Annotated in this window: 15 protein-coding genes; 9 read left to right on the plus strand and 6 right to left on the minus strand. The window is 66.3% G+C overall.

All coding sequences use genetic code 11. The annotated features are described in order from the left end of the window. Window positions 1-125: 125 nt before the first annotated feature. From QMB55_RS10345 to QMB55_RS10365, 5 genes are all read right to left on the minus strand, one after another. Window positions 126-1,265 (minus strand): acyltransferase family protein, encoded by a 1,140-nt coding sequence (locus QMB55_RS10345; protein ID WP_497588624.1) that lies wholly within the window; start codon window positions 1,263-1,265, stop codon window positions 126-128. Between the two features lie 91 nt (window positions 1,266-1,356). Next, window positions 1,357-1,836 (minus strand): PACE efflux transporter, encoded by a 480-nt coding sequence (locus QMB55_RS10350; protein ID WP_497588625.1) that lies wholly within the window; start codon window positions 1,834-1,836, stop codon window positions 1,357-1,359. A 171-nt stretch (window positions 1,837-2,007) separates the two neighbouring features. Beyond that, window positions 2,008-3,114 carry a 23S rRNA (adenine(1618)-N(6))-methyltransferase RlmF gene (gene rlmF / locus QMB55_RS10355; RefSeq protein WP_497588626.1) on the minus strand — a complete coding sequence of 369 codons (1,107 nt, stop codon included), beginning with the start codon at window positions 3,112-3,114 and terminating at the stop codon, window positions 2,008-2,010. A 90-nt stretch (window positions 3,115-3,204) separates the two neighbouring features. Beyond that, window positions 3,205-3,912 carry a DUF6933 domain-containing protein gene (locus QMB55_RS10360; protein WP_497588627.1) on the minus strand — a complete coding sequence of 236 codons (708 nt, stop codon included), beginning with the start codon at window positions 3,910-3,912 and terminating at the stop codon, window positions 3,205-3,207. A gap of 19 nt (window positions 3,913-3,931) precedes the next feature. Next, entirely contained in the window at window positions 3,932-6,265 is a 2,334-nt protein-coding gene (locus QMB55_RS10365; RefSeq protein ID WP_497588628.1) for a Tex family protein, read from the minus strand. A 186-nt stretch (window positions 6,266-6,451) separates the two neighbouring features. Between QMB55_RS10365 and fliW the strand changes: the two genes are divergently transcribed. Both fliW and QMB55_RS10375 read left to right on the plus strand, forming a co-directional pair. Then, complete coding sequence (gene fliW / locus QMB55_RS10370) at window positions 6,452-6,880, plus strand: flagellar assembly protein FliW (protein ID WP_497588629.1); 429 nt, start codon at window positions 6,452-6,454, stop codon at window positions 6,878-6,880. Between the two features lie 361 nt (window positions 6,881-7,241). Then, a complete protein-coding gene (locus QMB55_RS10375) occupies window positions 7,242-8,417 on the plus strand; it encodes a glycerophosphodiester phosphodiesterase (protein ID WP_497588630.1) in 1,176 nt (391 codons plus the stop codon). A 71-nt stretch (window positions 8,418-8,488) separates the two neighbouring features. Here the strand turns inward: QMB55_RS10375 and QMB55_RS10380 are convergent, their stop codons facing one another. Further along, window positions 8,489-9,019, minus strand: coding sequence for a winged helix DNA-binding protein (locus QMB55_RS10380; protein WP_497588631.1), 531 nt, complete (start codon window positions 9,017-9,019; stop codon window positions 8,489-8,491). Window positions 9,020-9,265: 246 nt separating this feature from the next. On the opposite strand from QMB55_RS10380, the gene QMB55_RS10385 reads away from it, so the two are divergent. The 7 genes from QMB55_RS10385 (at window position 9,266) to QMB55_RS10415 (ending at window position 15,971) form a co-directional block, all read left to right on the plus strand. Continuing rightward, a complete protein-coding gene (locus QMB55_RS10385; RefSeq protein WP_497588632.1) occupies window positions 9,266-10,483 on the plus strand; it encodes an NRAMP family divalent metal transporter in 1,218 nt (405 codons plus the stop codon). Window positions 10,484-10,493: 10 nt separating this feature from the next. Beyond that, window positions 10,494-11,306, plus strand: coding sequence for a 5-oxoprolinase subunit PxpB (gene pxpB, locus QMB55_RS10390; protein WP_497588633.1), 813 nt, complete (start codon window positions 10,494-10,496; stop codon window positions 11,304-11,306). Further along, window positions 11,290-12,357: a 5-oxoprolinase subunit C family protein gene (locus QMB55_RS10395; RefSeq protein WP_497588634.1), complete on the plus strand. Its 1,068-nt coding sequence runs from the start codon at window positions 11,290-11,292 to the stop codon at window positions 12,355-12,357. The genes pxpB and QMB55_RS10395 overlap by 17 nt, the downstream gene beginning before the upstream one ends. Next, window positions 12,354-13,127 carry a LamB/YcsF family protein gene (locus QMB55_RS10400; RefSeq protein WP_497588635.1) on the plus strand — a complete coding sequence of 258 codons (774 nt, stop codon included), beginning with the start codon at window positions 12,354-12,356 and terminating at the stop codon, window positions 13,125-13,127. The genes QMB55_RS10395 and QMB55_RS10400 overlap by 4 nt, the downstream gene beginning before the upstream one ends. Window positions 13,128-13,217: 90 nt before the next feature. Beyond that, window positions 13,218-13,865 carry a pyroglutamyl-peptidase I gene (gene pcp, locus QMB55_RS10405; protein ID WP_497588636.1) on the plus strand — a complete coding sequence of 216 codons (648 nt, stop codon included), beginning with the start codon at window positions 13,218-13,220 and terminating at the stop codon, window positions 13,863-13,865. A 28-nt stretch (window positions 13,866-13,893) separates the two neighbouring features. After that, window positions 13,894-14,406 carry an asparaginase domain-containing protein gene (locus QMB55_RS10410; protein ID WP_497588637.1) on the plus strand — a complete coding sequence of 171 codons (513 nt, stop codon included), beginning with the start codon at window positions 13,894-13,896 and terminating at the stop codon, window positions 14,404-14,406. Between the two features lie 65 nt (window positions 14,407-14,471). Further along, window positions 14,472-15,971: a sigma-54 interaction domain-containing protein gene (locus QMB55_RS10415; RefSeq protein WP_497588638.1), complete on the plus strand. Its 1,500-nt coding sequence runs from the start codon at window positions 14,472-14,474 to the stop codon at window positions 15,969-15,971. Window positions 15,972-16,014 lie beyond the last annotated feature (43 nt).

Genomic DNA, 16,014 nt, shown 5'->3' on the forward strand with positions numbered 1-16,014 from the left:
GCGATTGGAACGGTTGGATTACGTGAAGGCCGGGTCACGGGCCGGCAGCAAGACGAATTTTGACGCAAGACGCGATAGGCGGGAAGGCGCATCCAGAGGCGGCTTCCCGGCCGGCTTGAATCTGCTTAACGGCCCTGCCAGAGTGGCGTCTCGTAGCCCGCTGCACCGTGCGCGGCGGCCGGGCGGTGGAGGCGACGGGCCAGCGTGGCCGCAGGCTGTTCGATCCAGCGGTGGAAGAAGTGGGCGAGCGCGAGGCTGCCGGCGAAGGCGAAGGCCAGCCCGGCGGCGGCCATCTCGGGCGAATTGAAGCCCATGCGCGTCCACAAGGCGGCGACGAAGACCAGCACCGGGAAATGCACCAGGAACAGGCTGTAGGCGATCTTGCCCAGTCCGAGCAGGAGTGGCTGGCGCGGCCAGCGCGCGCCCCAGCCGCGCCATTCGGCGTGCCAGAGCAGGACGCCGACGAGCAGCGCGCTCAAGAGGCGCCAGCGCCATTCGAAGGCCATCGCCGCAACGAACAGCAGGGCGTAGAGGACGAAAGCCCAGGGCGAGCGCGCGTGATGCACGGCGTGGTGAATGACGACGCCCATGAAGAAGTAGGGGAAGAAATACAGCCACCAGCTGTCCCAGCTCGCTTCCAGGTTGGTGTGGAAGAGGGCCAGGGCGGAGAGCAGCGTGCCGAGGATCAAGGGGACGTTCCAGCGGCTGCGCGCCGGGCCGTCGCGCAGCCAGAGGGTGAGCGCGTAGACCAGCGACAGCTGGAAGTTGATGCACACGAACCAGAAGCCGGCAGAGAGCTGCTCGTAGCCGAGGATGGCCTGCAGGAAAAAGAGGTGCGCCAGCAGTTGCGGCAGATTGACCGGGGTGCCGGCGACTTCCTCGGGCAGCCAGTCTTCGCCGTACAGGTAGGCGAGGCAGACGAGGGCCATGGCCGCGAGGTAAGGCAGCCCCAGGCGAAGATAGCGTTGCAGCGTGTAGCGGCCAAGGGCGGTTGGCAGGCGCCAGTCGCGGTGCGCCATGCTCAGGGCCATGACGTAGCCGCCGACGACAAAGAAAACCTGGGTGGCGCGGGCATGCGCGGCCAGCCACTCGAGCACCGGCCCGAGCAGCGGTGCGGCCCAGGCGCTGAGCGGCGGGTAGGAGGCGAAGTGGTGCCAGAGGATGACCAGGGCGGCCAGGGCGCGCAGCGCCAGGATCAAGGGGCGGGGCTCGGTGCCGGGTTTGGCGGCGGGGGCTGGAACGGTGTTCAGGCGTGGCGCGTGCATGGGCAGGGTTGCTCTTTTATTCTGGGAAGTTGCGTTGCGCGGGGAGTGGGCGGGACGACCAGACGGTCGGGCCCGAAGACTGTGCGGCTGGTTAAACGTTTTCGCCGGACGACGGGTTGGACACGCTTTCGGCGGATTCGATCGGGAACGCGCGGTCGTAGATCAGGTTGAAGACGAAGGCATAGGCGACGTAGGCCAGCGCCAGGCCGATGTCGGCGATCAGCGCTTCGAGCCAGTTCATGCCGGTCCACCACATGATGATCGGCAGGCTGACGAGCAGCAGCCCGCTTTCGAAACCGAGGGCGTGCAGGCAGCGCCCGAGCATCGGGCGGCGGTCGGCGGTGCGGCCGGTGAGGCGGCCTTCGATCCAGTCGAAGGCGGTGTTGTAGCTGGTGTTCCAGAGTGCGGCGATGAGCGCGATGAGCGCCAGCAGGCCCAGCGAGTCGGTGGCCGGAACGCCGCTCAGCCAGACGAAGGGCGGCGTGATCAGCAGCAGCCCGCCGACCTCGAAGAGGGCGACCTGGCGGATGCGATCGGGCAGCGAGCGAAGGGGCGGCGGTTTGGACGGCATGACGTAAGGTGGTCGAGGGGGGCGGTAAAGGCGCCGATCCTCTCATGAAACAAAGCCGTGCATGGTAAAGCGAAGCCCAGGCGCCGTCTGTGACGGTTTGTTATTTGGCTTCGTCGGCGAGGCGAATGCGAGGCGAGCGTTGGGCGCGTTTTCGAGCGCGCGTGGCCGCTTTCAGGGCGTGCTGCGGAGGCAGGTGGCGCGAAGTGCGTCGCGTAATTGTGCCGGAGCGAGGAAGCTCCAGGCGATGAAACGGCTTTGCTTCTGGCCCTGCGCCATGGCCACGGTACGTCGCTGGCGAACGCCCGCAGTTTGTAGCGCGCGTTCGAGCGCCGGCAGGTTGGCGGCCTTGGAAACGAGGGCGGTGAACCACAGCGCCGCTTCAGGCCGGGCCGCGCTCTCGGCGATCATTCGGGTGAGAAAGCCCGCCTCCCCTCCGGCGCAGAAGAGTTCGGCGTCCTGGCCGCCGAAGTTGAGGCGAGGGACGGCGTGGCCGCGCGGGCTGGCTTCAGCCTTGCCGAGCTGGGCCCACTTGCGCGCGCTGCCGGCGCTCGCCTCGGCCGCAGAGGCGTGGAAAGGCGGGTTGCAGAGGGTGAGGGCGAAACGTTCGCCGGGGCGAACGAGGCCCGCGAAGAGCGCATCGCGCCGGGATTGCAGGCGCAGCTCGACCGCCGCGCGGTGGCCCGGGTTGGCGTCGAGGATTTGTTGCGCGTTGGCCAGCGCGCCGCGTTCGACGTCGCTGCCGACGAAGGACCAGCCGTATTCGCTGTGGCCGATCAAGGGGTAGATGCAATTGGCGCCGACACCGACGTCGAGCACGCGAACCGCCGCCCCACGCGGGACGTCGCCGAGGCTCTCTGCCAGTAAATCGGCGAGGTGGTGCAAGTAATCGGCGCGGCCGGGGATTGGCGGGCACAGGTAGGGCGCTGGCAACCGCCAGCCGCGGATGCCGTACTGCCAGGCGAGCAGGGCGGCATTGAGCGCGCGTACGGCGGCCGGATCGGCAAAGTCGATCGACGTGTCGCCGTAGGCATTGGGCGCGACGAAGCGCGCCAGCTCGGGGTGGACGGCGATCAGCGCGGAAAAATCGTAGCGGCCCTGGTGGCGGTTGCGCGGGTGCAGGCCCGGCTTGACCGGCGCGGCGGGGCGCGGCGGCTCTGGGCGGATTTCGGTCGGCGCGGGCGCCGCGCGCTGCCTAACGGGGCGAGTGGCCGAAGGCGGGATGGCAGGCGAAGATACAGCCTGGGCGCGACCGATAGGTTTGGAGGGCTTGCGGGGCATGGCCGGAGGAGAAAAAACGGGCAGCGCCGGTGACGGGCGCGGTTGCGCAGTATAAACGGGGGCGGGGAGGAGGGTACGGCCCCGGGGGGCTCAATCCGTCGCGGCGGGTTGCGGCGGGTGTCGGTGCGCGCGCCGCTGCGCCTGCATCCGCGCACGCACGCTGGCCTCGCCCGCGGCGGTGAGGCCGCCGTAGGCGCGCAGCCAGGCGCAGAGCATTTCCTGTTGCGCGTAAAACCAGCCCGGCCGATCCTTGGCCCGGCGCGGGGTTTCGTTGATGCGTGCATCGATCGCGGCGCATTCTTCGTGCGTTTCGGGCAGGTGACCGACGTCGGCCGCGTAGTCCTCGACGACCCATGCCGCCTGCGTGAGGTGCGCCAGCGTGCTGCGCTCCGAACGTTTGACGAACTGGAAGCGCTCGTGCCGCCCAAGGAAGGCGGTGAGCATGGCCTCGAAGTCGGCGAGCATGCCGATCTCCGAAGCGGCGAGCGCCATCTCGTTCATCAGGCGGGTGGCGAAGGCGTTGAGGAAGCCTTCCGGGTCGCCGCGGCGCAGGTCGGAAAAGAGCATCGCGTAGCGCGTGTCGATGTCCATGACCAGCACGCAGGTCTTGCGCCGGATCCGCAGGCCATGCACCAGCCACTGCTCGACGTGGCGCGGCGGCTGGCCGTCGGCGTCGATGAGCTGCGGCGCGTCCTCGCCGGGATGCTTCGAAGCCGGTGTGCCCACGAACGGCGCCGGCCCGGCTTTCCTCGGTTCGATGAACTCGGCGAAGGCTTGGGAGCAGTTGAAGACGATCATGGACGGGCCGACAGGCGCCTCAGCGTTTGAGCTTGGCAAACGCCGCGGCCATCGCGCCGGCGGGTTCGGCTTGGCGGGCTTGCTGCTGGCCGAGGTGCTGACGCGCCTTGGCGCTCATCGGGGCATGGCTGGACGCACCTCTGGATGCGGCCTGAGGCTCGTCGGTGAGGCGCATGGTGAGGGCGATGCGGCTACGCGCGAGGTCGACTTCGAGCACTTTGACCTTGACCACGTCGCCGGCCTTGACGACTTCGCGCGGGTCCTTGACGAACTTGTTGGAGAGCGCCGAGATGTGCACCAGGCCGTCCTGATGGACGCCAATGTCGACGAAGGCGCCGAAGTTGGCGACGTTGGTGACCACGCCTTCGAGCAGCATGCCCGGTTGCAGGTCCTTGACGTTCTCGACGCCGTCCTTGAAGGCGGCGGTCTTGAATTCGGGGCGCGGATCGCGGCCGGGCTTTTCCAGTTCCTTGAGGATGTCCTGCACGGTCGGCAGGCCGAATTGGTCGTCGGTGTATTTGCCCGGCTGCAGCGATTTCACGAGGCGCGCGTCGCCGATCACGTCCTTGATGCCCTTCTTGATGTCGGCCAGGATGCGCTCGACGAGCGGGTAGGCTTCCGGGTGCACGGCCGAGGCGTCGAGCGGGTCATCGCCGGCGTTGATGCGCAGGAAGCCGGCGGCCTGCTCGAAGGTCTTCTCGCCGAGGCGCGGCACGTCGAGCAGCGCCTTGCGGCTCTTGAAGGCGCCGTGCTTGTCGCGGTGCGCGACGATGTTGGCGGCGAGGGTGCTGTTGAGGCCGGAAATACGTGTCAGCAATGGTGCCGAGGCGGTATTCACGTCGACGCCGACGGCGTTCACGCAGTCCTCGACGACGGCGTCGAGCGCACGCGCGAGTTTGCTCTGGCTGACGTCGTGCTGGTACTGGCCGACGCCGATGCTCTTGGGGTCGATTTTGACCAGCTCGGCGAGCGGGTCCTGCAGGCGGCGAGCGATCGACACCGCGCCGCGCAGGCTCACGTCGAGTTCGGGGAATTCGCGCGCCGCGTATTCGGAGGCCGAGTACACCGAAGCACCGGCTTCGGAGACGACGATCTTGGTCAGGCGCAGTTCGGGAAGCTGCTTGATCAGGTCGCCGGCGAGCTTGTCGGTCTCGCGCGAGGCGGTGCCGTTGCCGATGCTGACGAGATCGACCGCATGTTTCTTGGCCAGCACGGCCAGGGTGTGTAGCGCGCCGTCCCAGTCGCGGCGCGGTTCGTGTGGGTAGATGGTGGCCGTGTCGAGCAGCTTGCCGGTGGCATCGACGACGGCGACCTTGACCCCGGTGCGCAGGCCGGGATCGAGGCCCATCGTGGCGCGTGGGCCGGCCGGCGCGGCGAGCAGGAGGTCGTGCAGGTTGCTGGCGAAGACGCGGATCGCTTCTTCCTCGGCGCGTTCGCGCAGGGCGTTCATCAGGTCGAGCTCAAGGTGCATGAACACCTTGACGCGCCAGGTCCAGCGCACCGTGTCGGCCAGCCACCTGTCGGCCGGGCGGCCCTGGTCGGTGATGCCGGCGTGCTTGGCGATGCGCCCTTCGCAAGGGTTGGGGCCGACGGGCTTGTTGTTCGGGTCGAGTTCGGAGTCGAGCACCAGCGCGACCTGCAGCATGCCTTCGTTGCGCCCGCGGAAGAGGGCCAGCGCCCGGTGCGAGGGGATGTCGGCGAGCGGTTCGCTGTAGTCGAAGTAGTCGCGGAACTTGGCGCCCTCGGTTTCCTTGCCCTCAACGACGGTCGATTTGACGACGCCGTGGTCGTTCAGGTATTCGCGCAGCGCGCCGAGCAGTGCGGCGTCTTCGGAGAACTGCTCCATCAGGATCTGGCGCGCGCCGTCGAGCACGGCTTTGACGTCGGCAAAACCCGCCTCGGCGTTGAGGTACTGCTCGGCTTCATTTTCCGGCGTCAGCGTCGGGTCGGCGAGCAGGGCTTCGGCGAGCGGCGCGAGGCCGGCTTCGCGGGCGATCTGGGCCTTGGTGCGGCGCTTGGGCTTGTACGGGAGATAGAGGTCTTCGAGCGTCTGCTTGGTTTCGGCGCCGGCGATCTGGCCGGCGAGTTCGGGGGTGAGTTTGCCCTGCTCGTCAATCGAGGCCAGGATCGCCGCGCGGCGGTCTTCGAGCTCGCGCAGGTAGCCGAGGCGTTCTTCGAGTGTGCGCAGCTGCGTGTCGTCGAGGCCGCCCGTGACTTCCTTGCGGTAGCGGGCGACGAAGGGCACGGTGGCGCCTTCGTCGAGCAGAGCGACCGCGGCGGCGGCCTGCGGGGCGCGGCAGCCGATTTCCTCGGCGATTTTCTGGACGATGCGGAGTTCGACGGCAGTGGACATCGCGGCAGGCTTCCCGAAAAAAGGCCGAACTATGCGCAATCGACCGGTAAAACTCAAGCTTTGTGCGCGCTCGGCGCCTTGGTTGAACGGGCGCAAATGACGTGCGGTTGCGGCTTGGCAGCGAATCGGCTTTAATGATTTCTTTATCGAGCGCCCGGGTGCGGCGCGTCATTGACAGGGGACAACATGAAAATCGATATCGAACGTCTGGGCCTTAAAAACGTCACGGTCGATCCCGACAGCGTGTTCGCCTTCCCGGCGGGCATCGCCGGCTTCGAGCAGTGTACGCGTTTCAAGCTCTTCCACGAGGAGGGCAAACCGACCGTGTTCTGGCTGCAGTCGCTCGATCAGGCGGATGTGATGTTCCCGGTGGTGACGCCGGAAACGCTGGACATCGAATACCAGATCGAGCTTTCCGATGCCGACTGCGCCCTGATTGGCGTGGCTGACCCGGCCGACGTGGCGGTGGCGGTGATCGTCTATCGCGACGAGGCGCAGGGGGGGCAGATCGCCGCCAATACCCGCTCGCCGGTGATCCTCAACCTCAAGACCCGCAAGGGTATGCAGAAGGTTCTCAGCGAGGTGCACCCGGCGCTGCTCTACCGCGCGCGCTGAAAGTGCCCCGGGGCCTCCCGGGAACTGCGGTGGGCGATGGCACCGGTCTTGCCGCCGGCTTGATCCGTCCGCCCCTCGACTCGGGCCCGTACCCGCTGTTGCGGTGTCGGGCCCTTTCGTTTCCTGTTGCTTCCTGTTCTGGCGTCTTCAGCGCTTTGCGCTGAGCCCTCAACGTGCGAGGCGGTCGGTCGGTTGACCGCAGCGAGTCTGCCTGGCTCAGCCCGTGGCGCGGGCGGGAGTGGGTTTTTTGCGCCTTATGACGTTCGGCGTATGATGGGGCGGCCATGCGCATCCGCGCGTTTGCGCGTTTTGCGTTTCAAGGCCATCCACAACATCGCAGGTTGATCGAGGAGGAGCAGAAATGACGCATCGAAACTACAGCGCCGCCGCGGCGCTGGTCGCCGCAGTCTTGCTTGCCGCCTGTGCCAACACCGGACCCGAACGTCAGTCCGCCTATCCAACGCTCGACGGCGCCAAGCCGCTCGTCATCGGGCATCGCGGCGCCAGCGGCTACTTGCCCGAACACACGCTGGCCTCGTACCGGAAGGCGATCGAGATGGGCGCCGATTTCATCGAGCCCGACCTCGTGGTGACCAAGGACGGCGAACTCGTCGCCCGCCACGAGCCGAACATCACCGCCACCACCGATGTCTCGACGCGGCCCGAGTTCGCCAGCCGCAAAAAGACGCGCATGGTCGACGGCGTCGCCGAGACGGGCTGGTTCGTCACCGACTTCACGCTCGCCGAGTTGCGCACGCTGTATGCCAAGCAGGCCAACCCGGTGCGCGATCAGTCGTTCAACAAGCAGTTCCCGGTGCCGACCTTCCGCGAGATTCTCGAACTCGCGAAGAGCGAATCGGCGCGCACCGGGCGCACGATCGGCGTCTATCCCGAGACCAAGCACCCGACCTACCACGTCGCTGCCGGCCTGCCGATCGAGCCGCGCCTGCTCAAGATTCTCGCCGAGTACGGCTACACCAAGAAAAACTCGCCGGTCATCATCCAGTCCTTCGAAGTGCAAAACCTCAAAGATTTGCGCCAGCAGACCGGCGTGCGCCTCGTGCAGTTGATCGACGGCGACGGCGTCGACGCGCAAGGCAAGGTGACCCTGGTCGCGCCCTTTGACAAGCCCTACGACTTTGCCGTGCGCAAGGATCCGCGCACCTTCCCGGATCTGCTGACGCCCAAGGGGCTGGCCGAGATCAAAACCTATGCCGACGGGATTGGTCCGTGGAAGCCCTACTTGCGCAGTGCCAAGCAGGTGTTGGGGAGCGACGGCAAGCCGCAGGACCTCAATGGCGACGGTAAGATCACCGATGCCGACCGCGTCCTGCTGGCGCCGACGGAGGTGGTCAAGAACGCCCACGCCGCGGGGCTGTTCGTGCACGCTTTCACCTTCCGCAACGAGAAGGAACTGCTCGTCTCCGACTACAAGGGCGATCCCAAGGTCGAGTACGCGGTGTTCTACGAACTCGGGGTCGACGGGCTGTTCAGCGACTTCCCGGATACCGCGTTGGCAGCACGCGAGCGTAAGTGATCCGCGCTTGAACTGAGCTGCGTTCCCGACCAACTGGGCGGGAACGCGCTCGGAAGGAACGCCTTATCCGGTCAAAACGAATTCGCGGCCCGCGCGGCTTGGTCGTAACGTCCGGTGAGTGCCCGCAAGCGGCGGGCAATCTCCCCCAGCTCTGCGTTTTCCCCATCCTCGCCGGAAAAGCCCGCGAGCAGACATTCTTCGCGCACTTGCCGGTAGCGCTCGCAGAGCGCCACGCCAGCCTCCGATGTGGCGAGAAAAACTTCCTTGCCGCGTTTGGTGCTGGTCAAAAGCCCCATGCCGAGGAGCTTCTTCACCGAATACGAAACCACGTGCGTGTCTTCGATGTTGAGCACGAAGCAGATGTCGGCCAGACGTTTTTCGCTGCCGCGGTGGTTGATGTGGTGCAGCACCATCACGTCGACCGCGGTCATGTCCTTGGCGCCGGCGGCACTCATGCAGCGCATCATCCAGCGCTGAAAAGCGTGGGTGGCGACGATCAGCCCGAATTCGAATTCCGAGAGTTCGGGGGATTTCTTGGAGACGAGGTGGGCCGAGGAGACGACCCGATGCCGTGGGGATGGGGGGCGTGCAGCGTCGGGCATGGTTTCGAGAGCGGTCGCGTTCGGTTTGACCATTTTATGACGATTATTTGTTGACATTTTAAGGACGTTTTATTAGCTTTTGGTCGTTCCAATTTATCACTATTTCATGCGCACAGTGCACCATTTGGTGCGGCGATATCCACCGGAGCGCATGGGCTGCACAGGGGCGAAATCGCTCCAAACCCTTAGAACACGTCGAAGTTCAGGCGGCTTTCTTCAGGCATCACACACCTACAGGGAGGCATCATGGCGGAAGCGGTAATGGGCAAGCGCAGCGCGACGAGCAAGTGGTCGGTGCTGCTGGGGGCGGCATTCATCATGGCCACGTCGGCCATCGGTCCGGGATTCCTGACACAGACGGCGGTGTTTACCGAGAAGTTCGCCGCCAATTTCGCATTCGCAATCCTCGCTTCGATCGTCATCGACATCGGCGCACAAATGAACGTCTGGCGCGTCATCACCATGAGCCGCATGCGCGGTCAGGACGTAGCCAACGCTGTCCTGCCGGGCCTCGGTCATTTCATTGCCTTGCTGATCGTCGCAGGCGGGCTGGCCTTCAACATCGGCAACGTGGCCGGTTGCGGGCTGGCGCTGAACGTGCTCTTCGGCACCAGCGTTGAAACCGGAGCGGTCATTTCCTGCATCATCGCCATTGCCATTTTTGCCTCCAAGGAGGCCGGTGCAGCGATGGACATGGTGGCCAAGGCGCTCGGCCTGCTGATGATCGTGCTGACCACCTACGTCATGTTCGCCTCGAACCCGCCGGTGGGCGAAGCGATCGTCAAATCCGTCCTTCCCGACGACTATGGCATCCTGATGCTGCCGATGATCACCCTGGTTGGCGGTACGGTGGGCGGCTACATCACCTTCGCAGGCGGGCACCGCCTGCTCGACGCCGGCATCGTCGGGCACGAGAACCTCAAGGAAGTGAACAAGAGCGCGGTGACCGGCATTCTCGTCACCGGCGTGATGCGCGTCATCCTCTTCCTCGCCGCGCTGGGCGTGGTCAGCGCCGGCGTCAAGCTTGCGGCCGGTAACCCGCCGGCATCGGTCTTCCAGCATGCGGCCGGTAACGTCGGCTACAAGTTTTTCGGCATCGTCCTCTGGGCGGCGGCGATCACCTCGGTCGTTGGCGCGGCCTACACCAGCGTCTCCTTCCTGCGTTCGATGTCCAAGACGGTCGACCGCAACAACTCGTACGTCATCATGGGCTTCATCGCCGTGTCGACGCTGGTCTTCGTCCTCATCGGTCGGCCGGTTGCCGTGCTGGTCCTGGTCGGCGCGCTCAATGGCCTGATCCTTCCAGTGACGTTGGGGGCGATGCTGCTCGCCGCGCGCAACAAGAAGATCGTCGGCGACTACGAGCATCCGACCTGGCTGATGGTCTTCGGCATCCTTGCCGCTGCGGTGGCCGCCTACGCCGGCGCCGTTTCGCTGCAGGGCATGGCGGCCTTGTGGAAGTGACGGAGCGCGCATGAATTCCGTTGAAACAGCCCACGGCGAGTCGCCCCGGCTGCTTGCTCTGGGCGACACCGCCTGGACCGTTGAATACGGCGATCGCATCGACCCGGCCCTGTACGCACGCGTGCAGGGGCTGGCCGTCGCGCTCGCCGCGCGGCGGGCCGAGGCAGCGGCCACGCCGCTGGCGGCGATCGTCGATGTGGTGCCAACGTTCCGCTCGCTGACCGTGCATTACGATCCCTTACGCGTCGACGGGGCAGACCTCGGCGAAGCCCTGCTGGCGCTGGCCGCTGACGCCGATACGGCGACGAGTGCCGGGCGGGCGTGGCGGATTCCCGTCTGCTTCGACACCGACCTGGCGCCCGACCTTGACGACCTTGCCACCGCCAAGGCGATGACGCGCGAGCAGGTGATCGAGGTGCTGTGCGGCGCGACGTTCCAGGTGTACATGATCGGCTTCATGCCCGGCTTCCCCTACATGGGCGGGCTGCCGGCAGCGCTCGAGATGCCTCGCCTCTCTTCGCCGCGCAAAGCCGTTCCGGCGCGCTCTCTGGCCATCGCCGGGGCCATGTGTGCGGTCTATCCGTGGGAGAGTCCGGGCGGCTGGCGCCTGCTCGGACGCACGCCGCTGCCGTTCTTCTCGGCGCAGGAGCGTGCGGCCCCGGCGCTGCTCGCCGCCGGCGACCGGGTGCGCTGGCAGGCGATCACCCGCGCCGAATTCGACATGCTCGAGGCCGCGTCGGCGGCCGGAACGCTGGCGCGCGAACGCTTCCTGTGCGCTGAGGACGACGGTGGAAAGGAGGCGGCGGATGTCCGGTCTGCTTGAAGTACTCGACGGCGGCATCGCCAACAGCATCCAGGACCTCGGCCGGTTTGGCGTGCGCCACATGGGGATCGCTGTTTCTGGAGCACTCGATCCCGTCCTCGCCCGGTGCGCCAACGCCCTCGTCGGCAATGCGCCCGACTGCGCTTGCCTCGAAGTGCGTGCGGTGGGGCCGACGCTGATCGTCCGCCACGGCCGGGTGCGTGTTGCGCTCGCCGGCGAACTCGATGCGCAGGTCCGACGCGGCAGCGGCAGCGTCCAGGCGTTGTCGGCCTGGAGCAGCCTGACGCTGTTTCCGGGCGACGTGATCGAAGTCGGCTACCTCGCGGCCGGAACCGCCTATCTGGCCATCACCGGCGGGATCTGCGTGCCGAGTCAGCTGGGCAGCCGCTCGACCTACCCGCGGGCGCGGATTGGCGGCATCGACGGCGAGCTCCTGAGCGCCGGCCACCTGCTGCCCTGCGCCAGCGAGACGCACCATGCGCATCGTGAATTCCACGGCCAGCCCTGGCGCTATCCCGATACCCCGGTGCGGGTGATGCTCGGGCCGCAAGCCGAGCATTTCACACCGGCGTCGGTGGCGCGTTTCCTCGCCGAAGAATTCGTGGTGACTCCGAACCAGGACCGCATGGGCGTGCGCCTCGAAGGCACGCCGCTTGAGCACATCTCCAAGGCGGCGGCCGACATCGTCTCCGATGGCGTTACGCCGGGGACGGTGCAGGTGCCGGGCAACGGCCAGCCGATTATCCTGCTTGCCGACTGCCAGACCGTCGGCGGCTATCCCAAGCTTGCCACCGTGATCAGCGCCGACCTGTACCGACTGGCGCAATGGCAACCCGGGCAACGGGTACGCTTTGCTGCCGTGGACCTGGCCGACGCGCGTCTGGCGCTGGCCGAGCGCGAGGCACAATGGGCGGCGTGGGTGGCCGGGATCGCCTTCGGCCTGCCCAATCCTCAGGCCCTTTACAACGACTTGTCGTCGGTCTGGACCGATGACGACGAAAGCGACGCAGGCAACACCATCGCAACCCTGACGACGGAGAAGTCCGCATGAACCGCCTCCTCAACCTCAACGCCGATCTCGGCGAAAGTTTCGGCCCCTGGAGCATGGGCAGCGATGCCGAGATGCTCGGCATCGTCGGCTCGGCCAACGTCGCGTGCGGCTACCATGCCGGCGATCCGCTGGTGATGACCTCAACCGCCGCCCTGGCGCTCAAACACGGTGTCAGCATCGGCGCGCATCCGGGCTATCCAGACCTGCAGGGGTTCGGCCGGCGGCGCATGGACATCCCGCTGCCCGAACTCGAGGCGATGCTGATCTACCAGATCGGTGCGCTCGACGCTTGTGCCCGTACCCAGGGTCTGCGTGTCACGCATGTCAAACCGCACGGCGCCTTGTCCAACCTCGCCTGTGCCGATCGCAAGATCGCCGACGCCATCGCGCGCGCCGTGCATCGCCTTGATCCGGGCCTGATTCTGCTCGCGCCGGCGGCATCGCAGCTCATCTACGCCGGACGTGAGCAGGGTCTCCCGGTGGTCGAGGAAATCTTCGCCGACCGTGCCTACCTCGACGATGGCAACCTCGTGCCGCGCAGTCAGCCGGGCGCCATGATCCACGGCGCTGAAGCAAGCCTGGCGCACGTCATGCGCATGATCGAGGAGCAGGCGCTGATCTCGATCAACGGCAAACGCCTCCCGGTCAAACCGCAGAGCATCTGCGTGCATGGTGACGGCCCCGACGCCGTGGCCACCGCGCGTGCAATCCGCGCCGGCTTGCAGGCGGCCGGGTTCGAGATGGTGACGATCCCGCAACTCCTGACCTGAATTTGAGTCAGCGAAAGGGGAGGGGCTTGGCCCGCATCCCCTTGTTTGCCGTGCGCATCCGCGCCGGAATGTGGACAAAGGAGACAATCGATGCGCAAGGTGCTGGTGACCGGTTTCGAACCCTTCGGCGGCGAGTCGATCAACCCCGCGCTGGAGGCGGTGAAGCTGCTTGAAGGGCGAGAGATCGGCGGCTGTCAGGTGGCGACGCGCGCTTTGCCGGTGGTTCGCCAGGCCGCGATCGAAACCCTGCTCGATCACCTGTGCGCCACCGATCCGGTGTTGGTGATCGCCGTCGGCCAGGCCGGCGGGCGCCTGGAGATCAACCCTGAACGCGTGGCAATCAACGTCGACGATTTCCGCATTCCGGATAACGGCGGTTTCCAGCCCATCGACGAGCCCATCGTCGCCGGGGCGCCTGTGGCATACTGGAGCACCCTGCCGATCAAGGCCATGGTCGAGGCGATGCGCCAGGCCGGGGTGCCCGCCGCGGTCTCCAACAGCGCCGGCACCTTCGTCTGCAATCACCTCTTCTACGGGTTGATGCACCATCTGGCGCAGTCGGGCAGCAGCACCCGCGGCGGTTTCATCCATATTCCCTACCTGCCCGAACAGGCGGCCCGATTGGGCGGCCAGCCGAGCATGGCGGTGGAAACCGTGGTGCGCGGCCTGGAGGCGGCGATCGCCGCCGCGCTGACGCGTGCCGAAGACCTCAAACAGACCGGCGGGACGATCTGTTGAACGACTTTTACACGAGGCTTGGGCGGCAATGGCACTGCGCATCATCATCACCGGCGGCACCTTCGACAAACAATACGACGCGATCCGCGGCCAGCTGACCTTCAAGGACAGCCATCTGCCCGAGATCATCGAACAGGTGCGCAGCACGCTGGGCGTCGAGCTGGAGATCAACCAGCTCGTCGACAGCCTCGACATGCAGGACGATAACCGCCAGCGCGTCCTCGCCGCTTGTCGGCGCGCGCCGGAAAACTACATCGTCATCACCCACGGGACCGACACGATGAGCGAAACGGCGGCCGTGCTCGGCCGCGCCTTCGCCTCCGGCGACGCGGCGCTGACCGGCAAGCACATCGTGTTGACCGGAGCGATGGTGCCGTACTCAGTCTCGGGCAGCGATGCACTGTTCAACCTCGGCGGCGCCTTCCTCGCCGCGCAACTGACCGCGCCGGGCGTCTATATCGTGATGAACGGCCGTTGCCGTCCTTGGGACCGGGTGCGCAAAAACCGCGAACTCGGCGTTTTCGAGGATACGGCCGACTAAGCTTGCGCCCTGCGCGAACCGTGCCGCCGGCTGCGCCACGCCTCCTTCCCGATCGGAACGCAACCATGCCGCAGATCAGCCTGTCCGAACTTCCGCTGGCCGATGCCCTGCGTGATTACACGCAGATCCGCCGGCTCGCGATGCAATCCTTGTTCGACAGCCTGGATACGTTGTGCGAAGGCACGGTGGTTGTCGATCTGGAGGCGCGCATCGTCTGGATCAACGAACGCTACGCCAAGCGCCTGGGGGCGAATTCGGCGGCCGAAGCGATCGGCAAGGCGGTCGAGGAGGTCATTCCGGGCAGCTTGATGCGCCAGGTCGTGCGGACCGGACAGCCGATCCTGCTCGACCTCATGGAAACGCCCAGCGCGACCTTCGTCGTTACCCGCATCCCGATCAAGGATGAGGCGGGACAGGTGATCGGTGCCGCCGGTTTTGCACTCTTCGATCAGGTGCAATCGCTCAAGCCGCTGTTCGCCCGTTTCGAGGCTATGCAGCGTGAAATCGCGCAAGCCCAGAAGCGCCTAGCCGAAGCAAGGCGCGCGAAATACACCTTCTCCAATTTCATCGGCTCGAGTCCGCCGTGCATGGAGGTCAAGCGCCGGGCGCGGCGCGCGGCGCAGCTTGACGCCACGGTGCTCCTGCTGGGCGAGACCGGGACCGGGAAAGAGCTCTTGGCGCACGCCATCCATGCCGCTTCGGCGCGCGGCGACAAGCCTTTTGTCGGCGTCAACGTCGCAGCGATTCCCGAAAACCTGCTTGAAACCGAGTTCTTCGGCGCTGCCCCGGGGGCTTACACCGGGGCCGATCGACGCGGTCGCGAGGGGAAGTTCCTCTTGGCCGATGGCGGCACCCTGTTCCTCGACGAGATCGGCGACATGCCCTTGCAGCTCCAGTCCAAGCTGCTGCGCGTGTTGCAGGAGCGGGAGTTCGAGCCGGTCGGTTCGAACCGGGTGGTCAAGGTCGATGTGCGCATCATCGCCGCCACCAGCGTCGATCTGCCGGCGCTCGTCGCCGCATCGAAGTTCAGGCCGGACCTCTACTACCGGCTCAACGTCCTGTCCTTGACCGTCCCGCCGCTGCGCGAGCGCCTCACTGACCTCGCCGCCCTGTGCGAGAGCATCTTCGAGCAGATCGAGCAGCGCACCGGCCTGCCGCACCGCGAACTGTTGCCCGATGCGCTGGCGCGTTTGCAGCGTTGCGACTGGCGGGGCAACGTCCGCGAGTTGCAGAACATGCTGGAAAAAGTGGCCATGCTCTCCGATACTCAGCAGCTGTCGGCCGCCGATTTTGACGGCGTACTCCCGTCCGATTCGGCGTCCCCGGAGTTGCCGCCATCAGATCCGGTCGCCACTCCGCTCGACCGGAATTCGGAAGGCTCCGTTGCGGTACTTGCCAGGGGGCTTGGGCATGCCGAAGCGATGGCCGCCTTTGAACGGACCCTGCTGCTCGAAGCCTTGGCGGCTTGTTCCGGGCAGGCTGAACGGGCGGCGCAGCGGCTCGGTCTGGCGCGCGCCACGTTTTACCGTAAGCTGCAGGCGCACGGAATCAAATCCCAGCATTGAGATTTGTCTCGTTTTTGAGACGTGGCGCGTTTTCCCCGGTTTG

It is taken from the genome of Propionivibrio sp., assembly GCF_041441355.1.
Taxonomy (GTDB): domain Bacteria; phylum Pseudomonadota; class Gammaproteobacteria; order Burkholderiales; family Rhodocyclaceae; genus Propionivibrio.

Excerpts from the sequence above, each read along its gene's own strand:
- QMB55_RS10345 (WP_497588624.1), bottom strand. The coding sequence starts at position 1,265 with ATGCACGCGCCACGCCTGAACACCGTTCCAGCCCCCGCCGCCAAACCC.
- QMB55_RS10350 (WP_497588625.1), bottom strand. The coding sequence starts at position 1,836 with ATGCCGTCCAAACCGCCGCCCCTTCGCTCGCTGCCCGATCGCATCCGC.
- rlmF (WP_497588626.1), bottom strand. The coding sequence starts at position 3,114 with ATGCCCCGCAAGCCCTCCAAACCTATCGGTCGCGCCCAGGCTGTATCT.
- QMB55_RS10360 (WP_497588627.1), bottom strand. The coding sequence starts at position 3,912 with ATGATCGTCTTCAACTGCTCCCAAGCCTTCGCCGAGTTCATCGAACCG.
- QMB55_RS10365 (WP_497588628.1), bottom strand. The coding sequence starts at position 6,265 with ATGTCCACTGCCGTCGAACTCCGCATCGTCCAGAAAATCGCCGAGGAA.
- fliW (WP_497588629.1), top strand. The coding sequence starts at position 6,452 with ATGAAAATCGATATCGAACGTCTGGGCCTTAAAAACGTCACGGTCGAT.
- QMB55_RS10375 (WP_497588630.1), top strand. The coding sequence starts at position 7,242 with ATGACGCATCGAAACTACAGCGCCGCCGCGGCGCTGGTCGCCGCAGTC.
- QMB55_RS10380 (WP_497588631.1), bottom strand. The coding sequence starts at position 9,019 with ATGCCCGACGCTGCACGCCCCCCATCCCCACGGCATCGGGTCGTCTCC.
- QMB55_RS10385 (WP_497588632.1), top strand. The coding sequence starts at position 9,266 with ATGGCGGAAGCGGTAATGGGCAAGCGCAGCGCGACGAGCAAGTGGTCG.
- pxpB (WP_497588633.1), top strand. The coding sequence starts at position 10,494 with ATGAATTCCGTTGAAACAGCCCACGGCGAGTCGCCCCGGCTGCTTGCT.
- QMB55_RS10395 (WP_497588634.1), top strand. The coding sequence starts at position 11,290 with ATGTCCGGTCTGCTTGAAGTACTCGACGGCGGCATCGCCAACAGCATC.
- QMB55_RS10400 (WP_497588635.1), top strand. The coding sequence starts at position 12,354 with ATGAACCGCCTCCTCAACCTCAACGCCGATCTCGGCGAAAGTTTCGGC.
- pcp (WP_497588636.1), top strand. The coding sequence starts at position 13,218 with ATGCGCAAGGTGCTGGTGACCGGTTTCGAACCCTTCGGCGGCGAGTCG.
- QMB55_RS10410 (WP_497588637.1), top strand. The coding sequence starts at position 13,894 with ATGGCACTGCGCATCATCATCACCGGCGGCACCTTCGACAAACAATAC.
- QMB55_RS10415 (WP_497588638.1), top strand. The coding sequence starts at position 14,472 with ATGCCGCAGATCAGCCTGTCCGAACTTCCGCTGGCCGATGCCCTGCGT.